This window comes from Bradyrhizobium erythrophlei, assembly GCF_900129425.1.
GTDB lineage: Bacteria > Pseudomonadota > Alphaproteobacteria > Rhizobiales > Xanthobacteraceae > Bradyrhizobium > Bradyrhizobium erythrophlei_C.
Genome location: NZ_LT670817.1, coordinates 4,520,135 through 4,541,130 on the forward strand (window position 1 = coordinate 4,520,135; position 20,996 = coordinate 4,541,130).

19 protein-coding genes are annotated in these 20,996 nt (G+C 62.4%); 2 read left to right on the forward strand and 17 right to left on the reverse strand.

What is annotated here, in order from left to right:
- Positions 1-382: 382 nt before the first annotated feature.
- From B5527_RS21560 to B5527_RS21610, 11 genes are all read right to left on the reverse strand, one after another.
- Complete coding sequence (locus B5527_RS21560; RefSeq protein ID WP_079603326.1) at positions 383-784, reverse strand: hypothetical protein; 402 nt, start codon at positions 782-784, stop codon at positions 383-385.
- 109 nt (positions 785-893) lie between these two features.
- The gene (serS, locus tag B5527_RS21565) at positions 894-2,246 is read right to left on the reverse strand and encodes a serine--tRNA ligase (RefSeq protein WP_079603327.1); all 1,353 of its coding nucleotides are present in this window, start codon (positions 2,244-2,246) and stop codon (positions 894-896) included.
- Positions 2,247-2,403: 157 nt separating this feature from the next.
- Positions 2,404-3,231: a twin-arginine translocase subunit TatC gene (gene tatC / locus B5527_RS21570; RefSeq protein ID WP_079603328.1), complete on the reverse strand. Its 828-nt coding sequence runs from the start codon at positions 3,229-3,231 to the stop codon at positions 2,404-2,406.
- A complete protein-coding gene (gene tatB / locus B5527_RS21575; protein ID WP_079603329.1) occupies positions 3,228-3,764 on the reverse strand; it encodes a Sec-independent protein translocase protein TatB in 537 nt (178 codons plus the stop codon). The genes tatC and tatB overlap by 4 nt, the downstream gene beginning before the upstream one ends.
- Before the next feature lie 181 nt (positions 3,765-3,945).
- Entirely contained in the window at positions 3,946-4,182 is a 237-nt protein-coding gene (locus B5527_RS21580) for a twin-arginine translocase TatA/TatE family subunit (protein ID WP_079603330.1), read from the reverse strand.
- Between the two features lie 152 nt (positions 4,183-4,334).
- Positions 4,335-5,051, reverse strand: coding sequence for an SMC-Scp complex subunit ScpB (scpB, locus tag B5527_RS21585; RefSeq protein ID WP_079603331.1), 717 nt, complete (start codon positions 5,049-5,051; stop codon positions 4,335-4,337).
- 20 nt (positions 5,052-5,071) lie between these two features.
- A complete protein-coding gene (locus tag B5527_RS21590; RefSeq protein ID WP_079603332.1) occupies positions 5,072-5,902 on the reverse strand; it encodes a segregation and condensation protein A in 831 nt (276 codons plus the stop codon).
- A complete protein-coding gene (gene nagZ / locus B5527_RS21595) occupies positions 5,899-6,927 on the reverse strand; it encodes a beta-N-acetylhexosaminidase (protein ID WP_079603333.1) in 1,029 nt (342 codons plus the stop codon). Before nagZ ends, B5527_RS21590 begins: the two co-directional genes overlap by 4 nt.
- A 46-nt stretch (positions 6,928-6,973) precedes the next feature.
- Complete coding sequence (locus tag B5527_RS21600; protein ID WP_079603334.1) at positions 6,974-8,440, reverse strand: SPOR domain-containing protein; 1,467 nt, start codon at positions 8,438-8,440, stop codon at positions 6,974-6,976.
- A gap of 105 nt (positions 8,441-8,545) precedes the next feature.
- Positions 8,546-10,339, reverse strand: a complete 1,794-nt coding sequence (argS, locus tag B5527_RS21605) for an arginine--tRNA ligase (protein WP_079603335.1) — start codon at positions 10,337-10,339, stop codon at positions 8,546-8,548.
- A 50-nt stretch (positions 10,340-10,389) separates the two neighbouring features.
- Positions 10,390-11,598, reverse strand: a complete 1,209-nt coding sequence (locus B5527_RS21610) for a deoxyguanosinetriphosphate triphosphohydrolase (RefSeq protein WP_154072431.1) — start codon at positions 11,596-11,598, stop codon at positions 10,390-10,392.
- Positions 11,599-11,707: 109 nt separating this feature from the next.
- On the opposite strand from B5527_RS21610, the gene erpA reads away from it, so the two are divergent.
- Positions 11,708-12,040, forward strand: coding sequence for an iron-sulfur cluster insertion protein ErpA (gene erpA / locus B5527_RS21615; RefSeq protein ID WP_079603337.1), 333 nt, complete (start codon positions 11,708-11,710; stop codon positions 12,038-12,040).
- Positions 12,041-12,055: 15 nt separating this feature from the next.
- Positions 12,056-12,847 carry an exodeoxyribonuclease III gene (gene xth, locus B5527_RS21620; RefSeq protein ID WP_079603338.1) on the forward strand — a complete coding sequence of 264 codons (792 nt, stop codon included), beginning with the start codon at positions 12,056-12,058 and terminating at the stop codon, positions 12,845-12,847.
- Between the two features lie 61 nt (positions 12,848-12,908).
- Here the strand turns inward: xth and B5527_RS21625 are convergent, their stop codons facing one another.
- The 6 genes from B5527_RS21625 to lpdA all read right to left on the reverse strand — a co-directional run bounded on the left by B5527_RS21625 (position 12,909) and on the right by lpdA (position 20,963).
- Complete coding sequence (locus tag B5527_RS21625) at positions 12,909-13,727, reverse strand: tetratricopeptide repeat protein (protein ID WP_079603339.1); 819 nt, start codon at positions 13,725-13,727, stop codon at positions 12,909-12,911.
- Complete coding sequence (ilvD, locus tag B5527_RS21630) at positions 13,714-15,438, reverse strand: dihydroxy-acid dehydratase (RefSeq protein WP_079603340.1); 1,725 nt, start codon at positions 15,436-15,438, stop codon at positions 13,714-13,716. Before ilvD ends, B5527_RS21625 begins: the two co-directional genes overlap by 14 nt.
- 233 nt (positions 15,439-15,671) lie before the next feature.
- A complete protein-coding gene (locus tag B5527_RS21635) occupies positions 15,672-16,937 on the reverse strand; it encodes a cytochrome P450 (protein ID WP_079603341.1) in 1,266 nt (421 codons plus the stop codon).
- A 284-nt stretch (positions 16,938-17,221) separates the two neighbouring features.
- On the reverse strand, positions 17,222-18,193 hold the full coding sequence (locus tag B5527_RS21640) for a tripartite tricarboxylate transporter substrate binding protein BugD (RefSeq protein ID WP_079603342.1): 972 nt from the start codon (positions 18,191-18,193) through the stop codon (positions 17,222-17,224).
- Positions 18,194-18,232: 39 nt separating this feature from the next.
- Positions 18,233-19,474 (reverse strand): threonine synthase, encoded by a 1,242-nt coding sequence (locus B5527_RS21645; RefSeq protein ID WP_079603343.1) that lies wholly within the window; start codon positions 19,472-19,474, stop codon positions 18,233-18,235.
- A gap of 70 nt (positions 19,475-19,544) precedes the next feature.
- Positions 19,545-20,963: a dihydrolipoyl dehydrogenase gene (gene lpdA, locus B5527_RS21650; RefSeq protein WP_079603344.1), complete on the reverse strand. Its 1,419-nt coding sequence runs from the start codon at positions 20,961-20,963 to the stop codon at positions 19,545-19,547.
- Positions 20,964-20,996 lie beyond the last annotated feature (33 nt).

Genomic DNA, 20,996 nt, shown 5'->3' on the forward strand with positions numbered 1-20,996 from the left:
CGCGACCGCATCGCTGGCACTCGAATGTACGGTAGTCGAAGCCGGACGGTCCCGCTTCGAGCTTCGACAACAGCATACGGCTATGACTACACGTCGGGCACCGGGGCCGCTCGATGGCCGAAACATGCGCGGACGATACCGGCTGATACTCGGGCATGACGCATCCTGCGTTGATTTTGGGAGCGTTACCGAATCGCTATCACCGAAGACCGCCAAGCACCGACGGCGATGCCTCAGAATGACCTTTCCGGCATTTGCGGCCGTGGTCAAAATTGCTCAGTTTGAGAAACTTAATTTATGACGGTGAATGGATCCGGCGGTGACCTGCGACACTGCAATTCAAATGCAGACTATTTGTCTTCTCAAACCGCCGCCCGTGTCGCTACCGCTGAATGCGAATACGCCATTGGCGGACGAATTTGGCCGGCCAGCCTTCAATTCGCATATTGAATTTTTGCGCCACCGGCCCTGGCGGCTCAATGGGATTAGCTTTCCGGCTGGTTTCTTTCAAATCCGCTTCCTTCAAGGCCGAAACGCGCTGCTGTGGCGGGGCGGCTTTTCGGGGTGGCTCCGGATAGTACTTCCGGGCTGCAGAAATGGCGTTGTCGAAGTCCTCGATATTGAGCCATTTCAGGGCGCGCATGCTTTCCAGCACGCCGTCCTGCCATAACCTGTCAGCTTCGATGTCGAATTTGCCCTTCTGTTTCTGATTGCAGGCCTGGACGCCGTAGCCAGTGACCGCCCATTGTCTGCCCACCCAATAGATGTCGCGATGCAGGGCCATTGATATATTCGTTTTCTGAAAGGCAAACGCCACAGGAAAAATACGAAGATACCGGGACACGCGGCCTTCGCAACATCGAAGGCGGGCCGTCTTGGATAATTCGGGCCGACTATCGGTCCTTCTCGACCACTTTCAGCCCGCCCATGTAGGGCTGCAGCACGTCGGGCACGGCGATCGAGCCGTCCTCCTGCTGGTAGGTCTCCATGACAGCGATCAGCGCGCGGCCGACGGCGGTGCCGGAGCCGTTCAGCGTATGCACGAAGCGCGGCTTGCCGTCTGGCCCGCGATAGCGCGCGTCCATCCGCCGGGCCTGGAAATCGCCGCACACCGAACAGCTCGAGATTTCCCGGAAAGCGCCGCCCTCGCCCTGGCCGGGCATCCAGACCTCGATGTCATAGGTCTTCTGCGCCGAAAAACCCATGTCGCCGGCGCACAGCGTCATCACCCGGTAATGCAGATCGAGCTGCCGCAGCACTTCCTCGGCGCAGGCCAGCATGCGCTCGTGCTCGTCCCTGCTCGCCTCGGCCGTCGTAATAGAGACCAGTTCGACCTTGGTAAATTGATGCTGCCGGATCATGCCGCGGGTATCGCGGCCGGCAGCACCGGCTTCGGCGCGAAAGCACGGCGTCAGCGCCGTCAGCCGCAGCGGCAATTTCTTCTCGTCGAGGATGGACTCGCGTACGAGGTTTGTCAGCGGCACTTCGGCGGTGGGGATGAGACCGAGGCGCTCGCCCCTCAATCGGCCGCGGTCCACGACCGCACTCTCGTCGGCAGCGGTCAGCAACTCGCCTTTGACGGCCCAAAACTGGTCATCCTCGAACTTTGGCAATTGTCCCGTTCCGAACATCACCGCGTCGCGGACCAGCAACGGCGGATTGATTTCGGAGTAGCCGTGTTCGCTGGTGTGAAGGTCGAGCATGAATTGACCGATCGCGCGCTCCAGCCGCGCCAGCCCCTTCTTGAGCACGACGAAACGAGCGCCGCTCAGCTTCGCCGCGGCCTCGAAATCCATGAAGCCGAGCGCGCCGCCAAGGTCGTCGTGCGGCTTTGGCGCGAACGCATAGTTGCGCACCGCGCCGAAGATGTGACGCTGCACATTGCCGTGCTCGTCAACGCCGTCGGGCACCTCGTCCAGCGGCAAATTCGGAATCGCCGCCAGCTCCCGGGCCAGTTCTTCGTCCGCCGCCTTTGCAGCCACCTCAAGCTGCGGCATCGTGGTCTTGAGCTCGGCGACCTCCGCCATCAGGGCCGCGGCGCGCGCGTCGTCCCTGGCCTTCTTGGCTTCGCCGATTTCCTTGGACGCCGCATTGCGCCGCGCCTGCGCCTGCTCCGATTTCAGGATCGCCGCACGGCGTTTCTCGTCGATCGCCAGCAGCAACGCCGACATCGGCTCCAGCCCGCGCCGCTTCAGCGCGGCGTCGAAGGCGGCGGGATTGTCGCGGATCGATTTGATGTCGTGCATGGGTCAATTTCCCGTCATGGCCGGACTTGTTCCGGCCATCCACGTCTTTGCTGCCTTAGAACAAGTCGTGGATGCCCGGGTCAAGCCCGGGCATGACGAATTTGGGGTGGGCCGCCTTCAGGATGACAGGGGAATGTCTGGGACGCGCCCAGCGCCCCTACTCCGCCGGATTGGCGGCGGGCGGCGGCGGGGCGGCGGAGGGCGGCGTACCGGCGGCGGAACTGGCCGCGGCGGCCTTCTTTTCCACGATACGCACCGCGATGATCGAGCCTTCGTAGAGCGCCAATAGCGGCAGAGCGAGCGAGGCCTGGCTCAGCACGTCCGGCGGCGTCAGCACGGCGGCGATGATGAAGGCGATCACGACGAAATACCGCCGCTTATCGCGCAGCTGCTTCGAGGTGATGATGCCGATCCGGCCCAACAGCGTCAGGATCACCGGCAGCTGGAACGCCACCCCGAAAGCGAAAATCAGCGACATCATCAGCGACAGGTATTCGCCGACCTTGGGCAGCAACTGGATTTGCGCGGTCTCAGCACCGGCGGCCTGCTGCATGCCGAGCGAGAACCGCACCAGCATCGGCAGCACCACGAAATAGACCAGCATCGATCCCATCACGAAGAAGACCGGCGTCGCGATCAGATAGGGCAGAAACGCGCCGCGTTCGTGCTTGTAGAGGCCGGGCGCCACGAACTTGTAGAGCTGCGTCGCCACGATCGGGAACGAGATGAAGCCGGCGCCGAACAGCGCCAGCTTCAACTGGGTCAGGAAATATTCCAACAGCGCGGTGTAGATGAACTTGGAGTTTTCCGGCCCCGCCACCCAGACGAACGGCCACACCAGCACGTTGTAGATCTGCTTGGCGAAAAAGAAGCAGAAGATGAAGGCAATTCCGAACGCGAGCAGCGCCTTGATCAGCCGCGAGCGCAACTCGATCAAATGATCCATCAGCGGCGCTTTGCTGGCCTCGATATCCTCGGCGCTCATGACGCTTTAGCGTCCTTGAGCAGGTCAGGCGCCGCAGGCGCGGTGTCCTGAGCCGCCGGCCGGGTTTCAATTTCCGGCGTGATCGCCAGAGGCTCGGTTGTGGCCGTATGGGCGCTCGCCTCTGTAAACGTTTCCGGCCTGGGCATCTCGGGCGTCGTCGGGCTGACCGGCGGATCGATCGCCGGCACCCCGGCTGCCGACGTCGTCGGCGCGTCGAGGTTCGACGTCGCCGGCGCGTCGATGTCGTCGATCCGCAGCGCGCTGCTGACGTCCTTTTGCAGGGAGGTCATGACATTGTTGCTGGTAAAACCGGTCGCGGCCTCCTTGACCTCGTCAAAGCTCTTCTTGAGGTCGGCCATTTCGGCCTCGCGCATGGCTTCCTGGAACTGGCCCTGGAATTCGGCGGCCATCTTGCGCGCCTTGCCCATCCACTGTCCGACCATGCGCAGCACGCCCGGCAGTTCTTTCGGGCCGATGGCGATCAGCGCGACAACCGCGATGAGGACCAGTTCACTCCACCCGATATCGAACATGAAAAATTCCGCTTACGCGAGGCAAATTCACCCCAATGCTTGTCGAACAACAAGACTTGTCGAACAAGAAGGCTCAGCAAACAAAAAGCCTTGTCAAACAAGATTTTTGGGCCGCCCGCGTCTCCCTTACCCCGCCTTGCCGCACGCGCAAAGTGGCTCGCCAAGGGTTTGCCGCAACCTGTCAGACAGCCTTGCTGCCGACATCCGACCGCGCTGCCGTGGGCGGCGTGGCGTTATGATCGATCGACTTCACGGGCTCGGGCTTCTCCGCAGTCGTCTCATCGTCCTGCATGCCTTTCTTGAAGGCCTTGATGCCCTGCGCGACGTCCCCCATCAGGTCAGAAATCTTGCCGCGACCGAACAACAGCAGGACGACTGCGATCACGACGATCCAGTGCCAAATGCTAAGTGAACCCATCCTGCAACCCTCCACACGGCCGGCGACCCAGCCTATTCCTAGGCGGAAAGTAGGCTCCGGAGGTGTCAAAAACAAGGACTTAAGCCGCGTCAAATCGCTGTTAGCGCGACGCATTGCCGCTAGCGTTAACTCGCGTCGCCGCTTGCGCCAAATCAGCTCTCGCCGCCGCTCTCCGGCTCCACCGCAGGCGCCAGCGCGAGTTCCAGATCGCCGATCTCCAGCGGATCCTCGTCATCGCGCAAGGTCGGGTCATCCGATGGCGCCGGAACGCTGAATCCCGAGGGCAGCCGCGAATCCAGCAGGCCCGTGCCCTTCAGTTCCTCAAGGCCTGGCAGATCGCCAAGCGCCTCCAGGCTGAACTGCGACAGGAAGGCTTCGGTGGTTCCGAAGGTCAGCGGACGACCAGGCGTCTTGCGGCGGCCGCGCGGACGAATCCAGCCGGTTTCCAGCAGCACATCCAGCGTCCCCTTGGAGGTAATGACGCCGCGGATTTCCTCGATCTCGGCACGGGTGACCGGCTGGTGATAGGCGATGATGGCAAGCATTTCGATCGCCGCGCGCGACAGCCGCCGCGTCTCGGTGCTTTCCCGGGTCATCAGCCAGGACAGATCGCCCGCGGTGCGGAAGGTCCATTTGTTGGCGACACGAACCAGATTGACGCCGCGCAAGGCGTAATCGGCCTGCAATTGCGCCAGCGCCACCTTGATATCGACGCCATCGGGCATCCGCTTTGCAAGCGTGGCCTGATCGAGCGGCTCGGTGGAGGCGAACAGCAGCGCTTCCAATAGCCGCAATTCCTCGGGCCGCGCTTGCGGATCCACAGAACGCTCCTCGGCATCGGCTATGCGTTTTTCCGCCAGGCTTGCCATGGCTCGTCTCCTTCTTCCACTTACTCGGCCGGCAGATCCGGCGCGTTCATCGCGTCGGATACTGGTTGCGGCGGACGCTTTCGAAAATACAGCGGCGCGAACGCCTCTTTCTGGTGCAATTCAACCTCGCCTTCCCTGACCAACTCCAGGGCTGCTGCAAAGCTGGACGCAAAAACGGTGGCCTTTTGCGACGGGTCGACGACGTAGTTGAGAAGGTATTCGTCGAGTCGGCTCCAGTCCTCGGCCATTCCGACCAGCCGCTCCAGCGAGGCCCTCGCCTCGCTCAGCGACCAGACGGTGCGTTTCGCCAGATGGACGGTTGCTAGCACCCGCTGCTGGCGTTGTGCGGCATAGGCGCTAAGCAGGTCGAACAGGGTCGCGGTAAATCTGGGATGCCTGATTTCGGCAATGCTTTCAGGATTGCCGCGCGGGAAAATGTCGCGCTGCAATTGCGGGCGGTTCATCAGCCGGTTCGACGCTTCGCGAATGGCCTCAAGCCGGCGCAGCCGGTTGGCCAGCGCGGTCGCCATCTCCTCGGCGCTGGGTCCGTCCGCGGTGGCGGGTTCCGGCAACAGCAGCCGCGATTTTAGAAACGCCAGCCATGCCGCCATCACCAGATAGTCGGCCGCAAGCTCGAGCCTGATCTTCCGCGCCGCCTCGATGAACACCAGGTACTGGTCGGCGAGCGCCAGAATCGAAATCTTGGCGAGATCGACCTTCTGCTGCCGGGCCAGCGCCAGCAAGAGATCGAGCGGGCCCTCATAACCCTCGACATCGACCACCAGCGACGGCTCGCCCTCCGCGAGTTCGGCGGGACGCCCGGTTTCAAACGATAGAATTTCTGCAGTCATACGCCTGCCGTTCCTGCCCGATCAATCAACGAATCCAGTTCAGCCCGTGCCGCCAGCCGGTCGAAGGCCAGCGGCGGCCTTCGTGCCGCCAGCGCCCGCCTGGCGCGATCCAGCGCCTTGCCCGACAATTCCGGCGTCTCGCGTGCGACTTCGCGCATTTCGTCGAGCTTGCCGTTACAATGCAGAACCATGTCGCAGCCGGCGGTGATGATGGCCTTGGTCCGCTCGGCGATTGATCCGGCCAGCGCGTTCATGGACACATCATCACTCATCAACAAACCCTGGAACCCAATCACGCCGCGAATCACCTGTTCGATGATTGTCGCAGAAGTTGTCGCGGGATGGGCGGGATCCAGCGCGCTAAACACAACATGTGCGGTCATCGCCATCGGCAGGTCCGCAAGCGGTTGGAAGGCGGCGAAATCGGTCCGTTCCAGCTCCGCTTGGGACGTATCGACCTGCGGAAGCCTAAAATGGGTATCGGCGGTGGCTCGGCCATGCCCGGGAATGTGCTTGAGCACCGGTAAAATACCACCCTGCTCCAGCCCATCCGTTACGGCGCGCGCGATCGCTGCGACCTTGTGCTGCTCGGTTCCGTAGGCCCGGTTGCCGATCACCGCATCGGCACCGGCGACCGGTACGTCCGCCAGCGGCAGGCAATCAACTGTGATGCCTGCTTCGGTAAGGTCGGCTGCCATCAGACGCGCACTCAGGCGCGCCGCAGCCAAGCCGAGCGTCGAATCGATGTCGTAAAGCGCGCCAAACACGGCTCCGGCCGGATAGGCCGGCCAGTGTGGCGGCCCGAAGCGCTGAACCCGGCCGCCCTCCTGGTCGATCAGTACCGGCGCATCCGGTTCACCGATCGTCTCGCGTAGTACGGCAACAAGCTGAGCTACTTGTAGCGGAGATTCAATATTCCGCTTGAAGAGGATGAACCCCCAAGGACGTTCGGCCCGGATGAATTCGCGCTCAGCGGCGCTGAGCTCGGTTGCGGATACGCCCGTGATGAATGCGCGGCTGCTCATGCGGCCGATTAGCCCGCTGCCGCCCCGGGGGTCAAGGAAACGGCCGTTAATTCCTTTGGACGACGCACTGCCCGCCGGCGGTCTTCAGGCTGCCGCAGAACTGCGACGCCTCATCGGGCGACCCGAACGGACCGACCATGGCGCGGTAGTAGACGCCTTTGTCGCCGAGGTCCGCACGCTTGATCAACGGCGCGTGCGATCCCAGCACCGTCGGGAATTTGCCCTGCAGCGCCCGATAGGAGGCTTGCGCTTCGGCCTCATTGCGTTGCGAGGAAACCTGAACCAGGTATCCGCCGCCACCTGTCGACGCAGTGGGGGTAATTTGCGTCGGGGCTGTCGCGGCAACCCGGGCTCGCGATTCCGCGGCTGGGGCGGGTTGAGCACCCTGCGGCGCCAGTGACAGCGGCGCATTGGCGCTGGCATTTGCCGACGATGGCGGGTTTCGGGCAGCGGCAGGCGACGGCGTCGCGGTGGTCCGCACCGCCGGCGCTGGTTTTGCCGGGGAAGGCGGCGCCGAGGTCACGGGCGCCGCAGCATCATCAGCCTGGTCGCCCCGGACGGTCAGGGTCTTGATCTTGCGCGGCTCGTCGTTAGGCAACGTCCCGTTCCCGGCACTGGCCAGCGCCGATCCAGCCACGCTCGCCGCGGACGGCGGATTGTTATTCGGATTCAGTGGTGGAAACACCACGCGCGGACCGGACTTGGCATTGACGTCAACTGGCGCTTCCTCGCGCGGAACGATTTTCTCGGTGCCATCGCCCGCAGCCATGCGGTCCGGCACTTTGCCGCTGCCGTCTGATGGCGCCGGCACGATCTTGGTCGGACCGGTATCGGCCTTGATGATCGGAGGCTCGCCGCTGCGGGGCGAACCGACATAGGTACGGTACGCAAACGCTGCACCCGTTCCTACCACCGCCAACGCCAGAACGGCAGCAACCGTGAAAATACCGCCGCGACGCTTCTGGAACGGCTCTTCGGCACCCTCGCCATAGCCGTCCTGGTAAGCATAGGGATCATCCGCATAGGCCGGATCGTGCTGGGATTGCTGCGTACCGGGATCGAGCTGGCCATAAAGCGCATCGTCATAGCGCGACGGATCAGGCTCTTGGTCGGCCTCATCGAACGGCGGCGCCTGCTGATAATCCTGATAATCCGCCTCAGGCGGGGCGGCAACCGGGGTCGCGTAACGCTGCAGCGGATGCACGGCGCTTGGATAATCCTGCGGGTAGTCCTGCTGCGGGGCTTCCTGCCGGACCGCGCGCTGCATCCATGGCGGCGGGCCTGCGGCGGGGACATCGTCCGGCGCCGGCTGTTGGTACGGATCGCGCGCGCTGGTTCGCGGCTGAACCTGTTGATTGGCCCGACCCATGCTGCCGAACGGATCGGTCTGACCGATCAACCGCGCGAGCTCCGCCAGCGGATCGCTCTCGCCAGACACGGACGCAGGTTGCTCGCCGCCGCGATCATAGTGATCGTCGCCGGGAAAAGGTCTGTTCTGATATCGATCAGCCATTGTGATGATGCGTCCCCTTCGGGAAAGCCGCCAACCCGCCCCTACAAACGAACCAGCCTTGCCAAAGAACCGTCACAGGTCCCCATCCAAGCGGCGTGCCCCTAACTACCGCATCTCGTCTGGAGCATCGACGCCGAGAACGGCCAAGCCCGATGCCAGAACCGAGACGACGCCCTGGACCAAAGCCAGCCGCGCCTTTGTGATCTCTGCATCATTATTGATAATGAAGCGTAAATAGGGCAAATCGCGCCCCCTGGTCCACAGCGCATGAAATTCGCTGGCAAGATCGTACAGATAAAAAGCGATTCGGTGCGGCTCGTGTGCGACCGCCGCCGCCTCGATCATCCGGGGATAGAGGGCCAGCAGCTTGAGCAGGCTGAGTTCCGCGGGGTCGGTGAGCCGCTCGACGGCTGCCCGGCCAAGGAACGCCGCCCGCGCGGTGGTCTCATCCGGCAGGTCAGGGACGACTTCGCGGGCGTTGCGGAACACCGAATGGCCGCGGGCGTGGCCATACTGCACGTAGAACACCGGGTTCTCGCGCGACTGCTCGATCACCTTGGCGAGGTCGAAATCCAGCACCGCGTCGTTCTTGCGATAGAGCATCATGAAGCGGACGGCATCCTTGCCGACCTCGTCGACCACCTCGCGCAAGGTGACGAAATCGCCGGAGCGTTTCGACATCTTCACCGGCTCGCCGTTGCGCAGCAGCCTGACCAGTTGCACGATCTTCACATCCAGCGTGGCCTTGCCGGCAGAGACGGCCTTGACCGCTGCCTGCATGCGTTTGACATACCCGCCATGATCGGCGCCAAAGACATCGATCAGATTGCGAAAGCCGCGATCGAACTTGTTCTTGTGATTGGCGATATCGGAGGCGAAATAGGTGTAACTGCCGTCGGATTTCTTCAACGGCCGATCGACATCGTCGCCATAATCGGTGGCACGAAACAGCGTCTGTTCGCGATCCTCGTAATCTTCGACCGGCGCGCCCTTGGGCGGCGGCAGGCGGCCTTCATAGACGTCGCCCTTGGCGCGCAGAAACTCGATGGTGGCGGCGACCTGATCGGTCCCGCCAGCAATCAGCGAGCGCTCCGAAAAGAACACGTCGTGTCTGATGTTGAGCGCGGCGAGATCGCCCTTGATCATGTCCATCATCATGCCGATGGCCCTCTCGCGCACGATCGGGAGCCATTGTTCCTCGGGCATCTGGTTCAGACCACGGCCATACTCATCGGCCAGTGCCTGCCCCACCGGCTTCAGATAGTCGCCGGGATAAAGCCCTTCCGGTATCTCGCCGATATTTTCGCCGAGCGCCTCGCGATATCTGAGATAGGCCGAGCGCGCGAGCACATCGACCTGGGCGCCGGCGTCGTTGATGTAATATTCGCGCGTTACCTCATAGCCCGCGAAGGTCAACAGGCTGACCAGCGCATCGCCGAACACCGCGCCGCGACAATGTCCGACATGCATCGGCCCGGTCGGGTTGGCGGAAACGTATTCGACATTGACCTTCTCGGCCGCGCCCATCTCGCTGCGCCCGTAGGAATCGCCCTCACGCAACACGGTGCGCAACGCGTCCGACCAGGCCGATGGCTTCAGGGTGAGATTGATGAAACCCGGACCGGCGACAGCGACGGAAGCAATCAAATCGTCCGCGCGCAGTTTGGCTGCGATCTGTTCGGCGAGATCGCGCGGCTTGGCTTTGGCGTCTTTCGCCAGCACCATCGCGGCATTGGTCGCCATATCGCCATGCGAAGCATCGCGCGGCGGCTCGACCACCACCCGCGACAAATCGACGCCTTCAGGCCATCCGCCTTCCGCTGCGACCGCCGCGCACACCGCGTGCACGCGCGCGAGCACGTCGGCGAAAAGATGCTGCGATTGCCTGGATTCGACCATGGACATGACTGGGACCGGGAATTGTGCCGACATAGCGGCGAGGCCGCCGCCTAACGCAAATCCGGGGTCGAGTCAAAAAGCCTCTGATGTTCGGTAAGGGCGAAGCGGTCGGTCATCCCGGCGATAAAGTTGCCGATCCGCCGCGCATGTTCGGTTTCGCTCTCCTCGCCGTGGGGCAGCCGCCATTCAGCCGGCAGAATGGCCGGCTCCTGCTGATAGCGCGCGAACAGGTCGAACAGGATCCGTTCGGCCTCCCCCATCACCCCCATCACCCGCGGGTGTCGGTACATCCTTAGCTTCAGGAAAGCCTTGATGCCGGTCTCCTGCTGCGCGACGTCCGCAGGAAATGCGATCAGCTGCTCACCATGGTTGCGGACATCCTCGACCGATGTCGGCCACGCGGCTTCCAGACGCCTGCGCGTCTCCGCGACCACCGCGCCGATCAGATACGAAATCAGCTCGCGCACCAGCTCCGCGCCGCGCCTGTCATTATCGAGATCGGGATAGCGCTTGGCGATCTCGGCGATCATTTCAGCCGTCAACGGCATGATCTTGAGATCGTCGACCGCAAACAGGCCGGCGCGCAGACCATCGTCGATGTCATGGGCGTCATAGGCAATATCGTCGGCGATCGCTGCGGCCTGGGCCTCGAGCGAGGCAAAGCTCCATAGTTCCAGGTCGTATGTCCTGTTAAAGTCGGACACGGCTGCGGGAATACCGTGGCCGCGATATCGTCCGACCGCCTCCCCGCCGCGTTCGGTCAGGGGACCGTTGTGCTTGACGATGCCCTCCAGCGCTTCCCAGGTCAGGTTGAGACCGTCGAATTCGGGATGGCGGTGCTCCAGCGACGTTACGACGCGCAGGGTCTGCGCGTTGTGATCGAACCCGCCATGGCCCTGCAGGCAGGAATCCAGCGCCCGCTCGCCGGCGTGGCCGAACGGCGGGTGGCCGAGGTCGTGCGCCAGCGCCAGTGTTTCCGTAAGATCCTCATCGAGGCCGAGCTGCCGGGCCAGCGCGCGGGCGATCTGCGCCACTTCGAGCGAGTGGGTCAGCCGGGTCCGGTAGTGATCGCCTTCGTGGAACACGAATACCTGGGTTTTGTACTTGAGGCGGCGAAAGGCGGTGGAATGGATCACCCGGTCGCAATCGCGACGGAACGGGCTGCGGGTCTTGCTCGGCGGTTCCGCGAACAGCCGGCCCCGGCTGCGGTCTGGATCGCAGGCGTAAACCGAGCGAGGGGCTGCCATTCCGACCGACAGGGCGTATTGCTCCCTTAAAGGTTTGATTCCGAAGCCCGACGCACTTAACTATGTCCGGCGGGCATTTCAAATGACCTGAAAAAACCGCGACGGATTATGGAGCTACAACATGACAGCAACCAGTGTCGTCATCAGCGAGCGGGCGGCGCGCCGTATCGGGGAAATCCTCAAGTCCGAGGGTGACGGCGCCATGTTGCGCATCAGCGTCGAGGGTGGCGGCTGCTCCGGCTTTCAGTACAAGTTCGATATCGAACGCGCACGGGCGGACGACGACCTGATGATCGCCCGCGACAGCGCGGTGGTGCTGGTCGATCCCGCATCGGTCCCATTTCTGTCGGGGTCCGAGGTGGATTTCGTCGACGATCTGATCGGCGCCTCGTTCCGAGTGGTCAATCCCAATGCCACTGCCTCCTGCGGCTGCGGCACCAGCTTTTCGATCTGAGAAATCTGACCCTCCATGCGTATTGCCACCTGGAACGTCAATTCGATCCGGCAGCGGCTCGACCATCTCCTGACGTGGCTGAAGGATTGCGCGCCGGATATCGTCTGCCTGCAGGAAATCAAGTGCGTCGACGAGGCGTTCCCGCGCGAGGCGATCGAGGCGCTCGGCTACAACGTGATCACCCACGGCCAGAAGACGTTCAACGGTGTCGCGCTGCTGTCGAAGCTGCCGTTCGACGAAACCAAGTCCGGGCTGGCCGGAGACGACGAAGACGCGCATGCCCGGTTTTTGGAAGGCGTCGTGCCGCTCAAGCGCGGCGTGCTTAGGGTCGCCTGCCTCTATCTGCCCAATGGCAATCCGCCTGAGACCGAGAAATATCCCTACAAACTCAAGTGGATGTCGCGACTTCTCGAGTATTCGAAGCAACGACTTAAGACAGAAGAGCCACTGGTGCTCGCAGGAGACTTTAACGTCATTCCGGCGGCGCGAGACGTTCACAATCCGGCGGCCTGGGTCAACGACGCCCTGTTTCGTCCCGCCACCCGCGAAAGCTTTCAATCGCTGCTCGGGCTAGGGCTCACGGACGCGCTGCGCGCAGTGACCGACGCCCCCGGCCAGTACACATTCTGGGATTATCAGGCCGGCGCCTGGCAGAAAAACCAGGGATTGCGCATCGATCATCTCCTGCTGTCGCCGCAGGCCAGCGACCGGCTGATCGATGTCGGGATCGATAGTTACGTGCGCGGCTGGGAAAAGCCGTCGGACCACGTTCCGGTATGGGCGGATCTGGACATCGAGACGGCTTAGCGATTGCACTTGAAGAGGTGGTGGGCACGCTTCGTTTGCCCACCTTACTTACGGACGTATTTCAGTCCCGGCGGCCCTGCACCCAGTGCTCGAGCATCTGCAGCGCCATCGCACGATCATCGTCGGATGCCTTGGCGATCGCAGCGTTGTAGCTTTCCTTGATCCATGTCTCATCCGGCGCGGCGCTGTCCCGCGCCAGCGTCAACCACATCAGCCCGCGGGCGGCCTGACGCGGCAGCTGGTCGCCATTGAACAGCATCTGACCGAGCAAGGCCTGCGCCTGATGCTGGCCCTTCTGGGCAGCAAGCCCGAGCCAGCGCGCGCCATAGCGGAAATCATCGCGAGAGGTGCCGACGCCATGGAGGTAGAGCCGGGCCAGATCGTATTGCGCATCGGCATTGCCGAAATACGAAGCAGCATAGGAGAACATCTCCCTTGCCCGCTCCGGATCGGACTTGATCTTCGAGTTGGGAATGCCGTTCAGGTAGTACCTCCCAAGCGCCACGAAGGCGTTGGCGACGATCGCGGCCTGCGGCGCCGATGGGCTGTCTTCCGCGTGCGCATTGGCGATGCGGCTGAAATACTCGAAGGCGCGCAGATCGTCCTGAGTGACCCCATCGCCATCCGCGTACATCCGCCCCAGTTTCCACTGCGCGATGGGATGACCGCCTTCCGCAGCGTATTGCAGCGAAGTCAGCGAGGTATCCTGTGCGGGCGGCGGGATAGCCTTCTTCAACGCTGCGGCGGCGCCTGGCTGGGCTGAAACCACTGGAATCGCCGCATCCTGGTTGGCTGGCGCCCCATCGAAGGCGAATCCCGGACCAGCCGCCGAAGCGGCCCCTAAAATCAACGCAAAAACAATACGCTCAGATATCCGCATAACACTGTGTCTCGCGCGCCCCGCCCGGATGGGTTACAGCGCCATCCACCGCCGGCCCAACCTGCTGGGCATATTTCCAGAGTGCACCTGACGTATGGTTAGTCGCGCGCGGCTGCCATTTGGTCTTGCGCTCGGCCAGCTCCGAGTCGGTCAACTTTACGTTAAGTGTGCCGGCGACAGCGTCGATCTCGATGATATCGCCGTCCCGTAAGAGCGCGATCGGCCCGCCCACGGCCGCTTCCGGCCCGATATGGCCGATGCAGAAGCCGCGGGTCGCCCCGGAAAATCGGCCGTCGGTGATGAGTGCGATCTTACCGCCCATGCCCTGCCCGGTCAGCGCCGCCGTGGTTGACAGCATTTCGCGCATACCCGGGCCGCCGCGCGGTCCCTCATATCGGATCACGAGGACTTCGCCCTCTTTGTAGGTCTTGTTCTGGACTGACTCGAAGGCATCCTCTTCGCAGTCGAAACAGCGGGCCGGACCGGTAAACTTCAAGTTCGACATGCCCGCGACCTTCACGATCGCGCCCTCGGGCGCGAGATTCCCCTTCAGGCCGACCACACCGCCGGTGACGGTGATCGGCTTGTCGGCGGACCGCACCACGTCCTGATGCGGATTCCATTTCACGCTCTTGAGGTTTTCGGAGATCGTGCGGCCCGTGACTGTCAAACAGTCGCCATGCAAATGGCCGTTATCGAGCAACGTTTTCATCAGAAGCGGTATGCCGCCAACCTCGAACATGTCTTTGGCGACATAACGACCGCCGGGCTTCAAATCCGCGATATACGGTGTCTTTTTGAAGATTTCCGCTACATCGAACAAATCGAACTTGATGCCGCACTCATGGGCAATCGCCGGCAGGTGCAACGCAGCATTGGTCGAGCCACCGGACGCGGCAACAACCGCGGCCGCGTTTTCCAGCGCCCTGCGTGTAACGATGTCGCGTGGCCGGATGTTGGTCGAAATCAACTCCATCACCTTCTCGCCCGCGGCCATGCAGAACGCGTCGCGGATTTCGTAAGGCGCCGGCGCGCCAGCCGAATAGGGCAGCGCAAGCCCGATCGCCTCGGATACCGTCGCCATGGTGTTGGCGGTGAATTGTGCGCCGCACGCGCCAGCTGACGGGCAGGCCACCCGCTCGATTTCATCAAGATCGGCATCGGACATTTCGCCGACCGAATGCTTGCCGACCGCCTCGAACATGTCCTGCACAGTAACCTGCTGGCCGCGGAAATTGCCGGGAAGGATCGAACCGCCATAGATGAAGATCGAGGGCACGTTGAGCCGGACCATCGCCATCATCATTCCCGGCAACGACTTGTCGCAACCGGCAAGACCAACCAGCGCGTCATAGGCATGGCCGCGCATCGTCAATTCGACGGAATCGGCGATGCATTCACGCGACGGCAGCGACGAGCGCATGCCGTCATGGCCCATGGCGATGCCGTCGGTCACGGTGATAGTGCAGAATTCGCGAGGGGTGCCGCTGGCAGAGCCGACGCCCTTCTTGACCGCCTGGGCCTGGCGCATCAGCGAGATATTACAGGGCGCGGCCTCGTTCCAGCACGACGCCACGCCGACGAACGGCTGGTGGATCTGACCGGTCGTCAACCCCATAGCATACAGATATGAGCGATGCGGCGCCCGCTCCGGACCCTCCGTCACATGCCGGCTCGGCAGCCTCTTCTTGATATTGTTCTTGGCGTCCATCGCGAACCAGTTTCCCCAGCCAACCCTTGCTAGACTCGGAAAACGCAGGATTTCCCTTCGCCTTCGCGAGCACCGTTGGCTGTCAGCCTAGGGGAATGATTTCATCGAGGGGTGTGGCTAAAAAGCGGCGCGCGCAAGGGCTAGCTGGGGTGACGGTTAAATCTTCGCTTGGTGTTGCGGGTGGGCAACAATCGTGGCGCGGCGGCAACCATTTCTATTTCGAGGCTGTCGGGCTAAATCGGTCTAGCCGCTCCTCGACCACCCGCCCCTCGCACAACCTGATGCGGCTTTCCCAGGCTAACCGCAACCGGCAGATGGTCGATCGCCTTGAGACCGGGCCGCCTGCGCCATGTAACTTCCGACTCATCCACCGCCAAGGTCAATTCGGGCCACCGCCGGAGCAGAGATTTCAGCGCGCATCTACCTTCAATCCGCGCGAGTTGATGGCCAAGGCAGAAATGGATCCCGGTGCCGAAGGCGATGTGTCGGTTCGGCTTTCGTTGCAGATCGAGCCGTTCCGGATGAGGATTTGCCTGAGGGTCCATGTTGGCCGCTGCCAGCATGGGCATGATCTTCTCGCCTTTTCTCAGTCTGACGCCCCCGAGTTCGACATCTTTGCGCACAAAGCGCGGCTTGGTGAATTGCACCGGTGTGATGAAGCGCAGAAATTCCTCCACCGCCAGGTCGACGCGGCTCCAGTCTTCTTCCAGCCAGTCGCGTAAATCCTGATTTTTCAAAAGCTCATGGACTGATCCGCTGATCAGGTGGGTAGTCGTCTCGTGTCCGGCAAACAGCAACAGGAACACCATGGATACGATTTCGTCACGGCTGATCTGTCCGCCGTCCTTCTCGACGCGCACGATCTCGGCGATCAACCCTTCACCACCCTGTTGCCGGACGGTCTCAAGGTGCCGTTCGATATAGCGCTTCATGGCAAGGATGTTCGGGATCATTGCGAGGAATCCGAGCGCGCCGGTGAAGCGGGTAAAGCCGGCGGCCCAAGTTATGAATTTTGGCCGGTCGGCAAGCGGCAGCCCGAGAAGCTCACAGATCACCGACAGCGGCAGCTTGCGCGCATAGCGCTCGACAAGATCGGCTGGGCTTCCGTCTGCAAACAGTTCATCGGCGAGTTCGTCACCCATGGCCTGAATATGCGGCTCCATGTCGAGCACAGCCCGGCGGCGGAATGCCTCGTCCACGATATCGCGCAACCGCTTGTGATCTGGATCGTCCATCGACAGCATGCTGTTGGCCAGCGTGCGCACGATTCCCGGCATCCACCACTGAAGTCCGGCGACAGTGCCGTCGTCCTTGCGAATGGTGAAGGTCTCGGTATCCTTCAGCACCTGATCGGCCAGCGCCTGGGTCGTCGTCGTCCAGACCTTGCCGACAATTGGGAAATGCACTTCCACAACCGGACCCAGGGCACGAAGTTTCTCGATCGCGATACCGGGACTGCGAAAGTAGTCCTGGCTGGCGAAGTCTACACGGAGCGTCATCAGCGATCCCTTTACCGAAAGCCGCGCATCACTCGGTGTGGTGCTGAACTGGTATGCCGGCAGCGCCGCTCAGGCTCCTTGGACATGATGTGCCGTTGCTTCTACTTCAGTTTTCCGTCTCGCGGGCCTCATCCCGAAAGGTACTTGCTTCGTTCTAGCAATTCCAGATGACGCGGGTCGAGAGCGCATATGGAACCTATAAGGCTCTCTCGATTTCATGCCGCCTCAGCGACTGCGGTCCTGACGACGATCCCTTTGTCTCACGCTCTCCATGCGCGGCCGACCTAGTCCACCTTGACGTCGGCCGCCTTGATCATCGGCCACCACTTCGCGATCTCGGCCTTCTGCCAGGCGCCGAGCGCATCGGGCGAGAGTTCATCCGGCGCAGGCATCTGCAATCCGAGATCCTCAAACTTCTTCCGCACGGCCGGATCATTCATCGCCTCAACAGCCGCGCCATTGAGCTTTGCGACAACTTCTTTCGGCGTACCCTTCGGCACCCACAGGCCGGACCACAACGTCATGTGAAACCCGGATAGCCCCGCCTCGTCAGTTGTCGGAATGTCCGATGCTGACTCGACGCGCTTGTCGTCTGTGACGGCGTAGGCACGGATGGTGCCGGCGCGCACCTGGCTGATGGAATTGGAAGTCTGGTCGATAATGATATCGATCTGCCCGGCGACGAGGTCATTCAGCGCGGGGGCCGTGCCGCGATACGGCACATATTGCAGCTTGATACCGGTCGCGTTTTCAAAATAAAGCCCGGCGATGTGGCTTCCCGAACCAGCACCGGCAGTGCCGGCGGTGGGCGGTGACGGCTTCGCCTTCAGCCATGTCAGCAACTCCTTCAGCGATTTGGCTGGAACCGCGTTCTTGCTGACGATGATCATCGGGTTGCTCGGCAACAACACCACCGGCTCGAGATCGGTGACGAGATCGTAGCCGAGCTTGTAGATCGCGCCGTTGGCGACGTGGGTGCCGAGATGGCCGATGCTGACCGTGTAGCCGTCAGGCGGTGAGCGCACGACGCGTCCGACGCCGAGCGAACCCGCTGCACCTGTCACGTTCTCGATGGTGATGGTTTGCCCAAGCGACCGCTGCATGCGCTCGCCCAGAATTCGCGCCATCGAATCGGTGGGGCCGCCAGCAGAAAACGGCACCACGATGGTGATGGGATGCGACGGGAAATTGTCCGCGCACGCGGTGCCGCCAATTGTGAGCAACGCCATGAACGCAGCCAGAATGGCAATTCGCATCGCATCCTCCCAAGACCGCCGCGTCTGACGAACGGTCGATTACAGCTTCGCGTAGTCGATCGGCGCGTGTCGATCGAGCGTGCGCGTGACCGGCGGCAGCGGATATTTAAGCCCGGTCGCGCAATTGAACAGCATCACGCGGTCGTTCTTCGTTACGCGGCCGTCGGCGAGGCTCTCTTTGTAAGCGGCATAGGTGGCCGCGCCTTCCGGACACAGCAACAGGCCCTCTTCACGCGCGACCTCGTTGAGCGCAGCCGAAATCTTCTCGTCCGTCACTGCGATCGCAAAACCTTTGCTCTCCCGGACTGCCCGCAGGATCAGAAAATCCCCGACCGCCTGCGGCACACGGATGCCGGCGGCGATGGTGCGGGCGTCCTCCCAGCGGGCAGCGTGCTCGGTGCCGTTCTCGAAGGCGCGCACCATCGGCGCGCAGCCCGCCGCCTGCACCGCCACCATCCGCGGCCGCTTGCTGCCGATGAACCCGATGGCTTCGAGTTCAGCGAACGCCTTCCACATGCCGATCAGGCCAGTGCCGCCGCCGGTCGGATAGAAAATCACGTCCGGCACGTCCCAGCCGAGCTGTTCGGCAAGCTCCAGTCCCATCGTTTTCTTGCCCTCGACCCGATAGGGCTCCTTTAGCGTCGAGGTATCGAACCAGCCGGCCTTGGCCTTGCCTTCGCCGACGATCTTGCCGCAATCGTCGATCAACCCGTTGACCCGATAGACGGTGGCGCCCTGCAATTCGATCTCGCTGACATTGACCTCGGGTGTGTCGGCGGGGCAGAAAATCGTGGTCTTGATACCGCAACTGGTGGCATAGGCCGCTAGCGCGGCGCCGGCATTGCCGTTGGTCGGCATCGCCATGTGCTTGATGCCGAGCGCCTTGCCCATCGACACCGCCATCACGAGGCCGCGGGCTTTGAACGAGCCGGTCGGCAGCCGGCCCTCGTCCTTGACGATGATCTCGCCGCCGCCGATTTTTTTTGAAAGCTTCGGAAGTCGGATCAGCGGCGTCGTCGCTTCGCCGAGGCTGACGATGTCGCTGACCTTGCGCACCGGCAACATCTCGCGGTAGCGCCAGAGATCGGGAGGCCGCTGCGCCAGCGCCTCCTTGGTCAGCGCCTTCTTCACGCCGGCTAGGTCGTAGCGCACCAGCAGCGGCTTGCCCGCTTTCGACAGATTATGGATCTGGTCGGCGGGGTAGTGATCGCCTTCCATCGCGCATTCGAGATGGGTCACGAACGTGGGCCGTTCGATCGTCAGATTGTCATTGTCTTTCACGGGTTGGGGTCTCGCTTTTTGGTTTCCACCCCCGGGATAAGCCCGACGGCATGCTTTGCGGGATCATGCCCTAAATATTCAGCGCGCGGCCATAGGCATCCAGCACCGCTTCCTTCATCATCTCGGACAACGTCGGATGCGGGAAGATGGTGTGCATCAGTTCTTCTTCCGTGGTTTCGAGGTTCATGGCAACGACATAGCCCTGAATCAGTTCGGTGACTTCGGCGCCGATCATGTGGGCGCCGAGCAACTGGCCGGTTTTCTTGTCAAAGATTACTTTCACCAGTCCCTGGTCCTCGCCCAGCGCGATCGCCTTGCCGTTGCCGACGAAGGGGAAACGGCCGACGCGGATTTCACGTCCGTCCTCTTTCGCCCTCGCCTCGGTGAGACCGACCGAAGCGACTTGCGGGTTGCAATAGGTGCAGCCGGGAATGAGGTCCTTGTCGGTGGCGTGCGGGTGCAGGCCCTTGATGGCCTCGACGCACACCACGCCTTCATGTTCGGCCTTGTGCGCCAGCATCGGCGGTCCCGCGACGTCGCCGATGGCATAGATGCCGGGCACGTTAGTCTTGCCGTAGCCGTCGATCACGACGCAGCCGCGCTCGGTCTTGACGCCGAGCTTTTCAAGCCCGAGATTTTCGATATTGCCGACCACGCCGACCGCCGAGATCACGCGGTCGAACTCGACCGCCTGCGGCTTCTTGCCGTCCTCGATGGTGGCGACCACGCTGTCGCTCTTTTTCTCGAGTTTTGTCACCTTGGTATTGGTGAGAATCTTGATGCCCTGTTTCTCGAACCGCTTGCGCGCCAGGCCAGCGATTTCGGCGTCCTCCACAGGCAGAATCTGCGGCAGCACCTCGACGACGGTCACGTCGGCACCCATGGTGTGAAAGAACGACGCGAATTCGATGCCGATCGCGCCGGAACCCACCACCAAAAGCGACTTCGGCATCTTGTCCGGCACCATCGCCTCGAAATAGGTCCAGATCAGCTTCTTGTCGGGCTCAAGCCCGGGCAACACCCGCGGTCGCGCGCCGGTGGCAAGGATGATGTGCTTGGCCTGATAGGTGCCCTCGCCCACCGTGCCCTTCGGTGCCTCGACGGCGGATTTCTTCACAGTGATCTTGCCGGGCGCGTCGATCGTGGCTTCGCCCCAGATCACCGTGACCTTGTTCTTTTTCATGAGAAAGCCGACGCCGTCGTTGAGGCGCTTGGACACCCCGCGCGAGCGCTGGACGACCGCTTTCGGGTCGTAGGAGACGTTCTCAGCGGAAAGGCCGTAATCCTTGGCATGCTGCATGTAGTGGTAGATTTCCGCTGAGCGCAGCAGCGCCTTGGTCGGGATGCAGCCCCAGTTCAGGCAGATGCCGCCGAGATAGGATTTTTCGATAATGGCGGTCTTGAAGCCAAGCTGTGCTGCGCGGATCGCGGCGACATAGCCGCCGGGTCCGGAGCCGATGATGACGATATCGAACGAGGTGTCGGCCATATCAGGTTCCCGTCAGCTCAAGCAGTCGCGTGC

Coding starts and splice junctions, on each gene's coding strand:
- B5527_RS21625 (WP_079603339.1), bottom strand. CDS start 13,727: ATGCGGATATCTGAGCGTATTGTTTTTGCGTTGATTTTAGGGGCCGCT.
- B5527_RS21560 (WP_079603326.1), bottom strand. CDS start 784: ATGGCCCTGCATCGCGACATCTATTGGGTGGGCAGACAATGGGCGGTC.
- tatC (WP_079603328.1), bottom strand. CDS start 3,231: ATGAGCGCCGAGGATATCGAGGCCAGCAAAGCGCCGCTGATGGATCAT.
- B5527_RS21590 (WP_079603332.1), bottom strand. CDS start 5,902: ATGACTGCAGAAATTCTATCGTTTGAAACCGGGCGTCCCGCCGAACTC.
- B5527_RS21640 (WP_079603342.1), bottom strand. CDS start 18,193: ATGCGAATTGCCATTCTGGCTGCGTTCATGGCGTTGCTCACAATTGGC.
- B5527_RS21635 (WP_079603341.1), bottom strand. CDS start 16,937: ATGACGCTCCGTGTAGACTTCGCCAGCCAGGACTACTTTCGCAGTCCC.
- B5527_RS21600 (WP_079603334.1), bottom strand. CDS start 8,440: ATGGCTGATCGATATCAGAACAGACCTTTTCCCGGCGACGATCACTAT.
- scpB (WP_079603331.1), bottom strand. CDS start 5,051: ATGGCAAGCCTGGCGGAAAAACGCATAGCCGATGCCGAGGAGCGTTCT.
- xth (WP_079603338.1), top strand. CDS start 12,056: ATGCGTATTGCCACCTGGAACGTCAATTCGATCCGGCAGCGGCTCGAC.
- ilvD (WP_079603340.1), bottom strand. CDS start 15,438: ATGGACGCCAAGAACAATATCAAGAAGAGGCTGCCGAGCCGGCATGTG.
- serS (WP_079603327.1), bottom strand. CDS start 2,246: ATGCACGACATCAAATCGATCCGCGACAATCCCGCCGCCTTCGACGCC.
- B5527_RS21580 (WP_079603330.1), bottom strand. CDS start 4,182: ATGGGTTCACTTAGCATTTGGCACTGGATCGTCGTGATCGCAGTCGTC.
- lpdA (WP_079603344.1), bottom strand. CDS start 20,963: ATGGCCGACACCTCGTTCGATATCGTCATCATCGGCTCCGGACCCGGC.
- nagZ (WP_079603333.1), bottom strand. CDS start 6,927: ATGAGCAGCCGCGCATTCATCACGGGCGTATCCGCAACCGAGCTCAGC.
- argS (WP_079603335.1), bottom strand. CDS start 10,339: ATGGTCGAATCCAGGCAATCGCAGCATCTTTTCGCCGACGTGCTCGCG.
- erpA (WP_079603337.1), top strand. CDS start 11,708: ATGACAGCAACCAGTGTCGTCATCAGCGAGCGGGCGGCGCGCCGTATC.
- tatB (WP_079603329.1), bottom strand. CDS start 3,764: ATGTTCGATATCGGGTGGAGTGAACTGGTCCTCATCGCGGTTGTCGCG.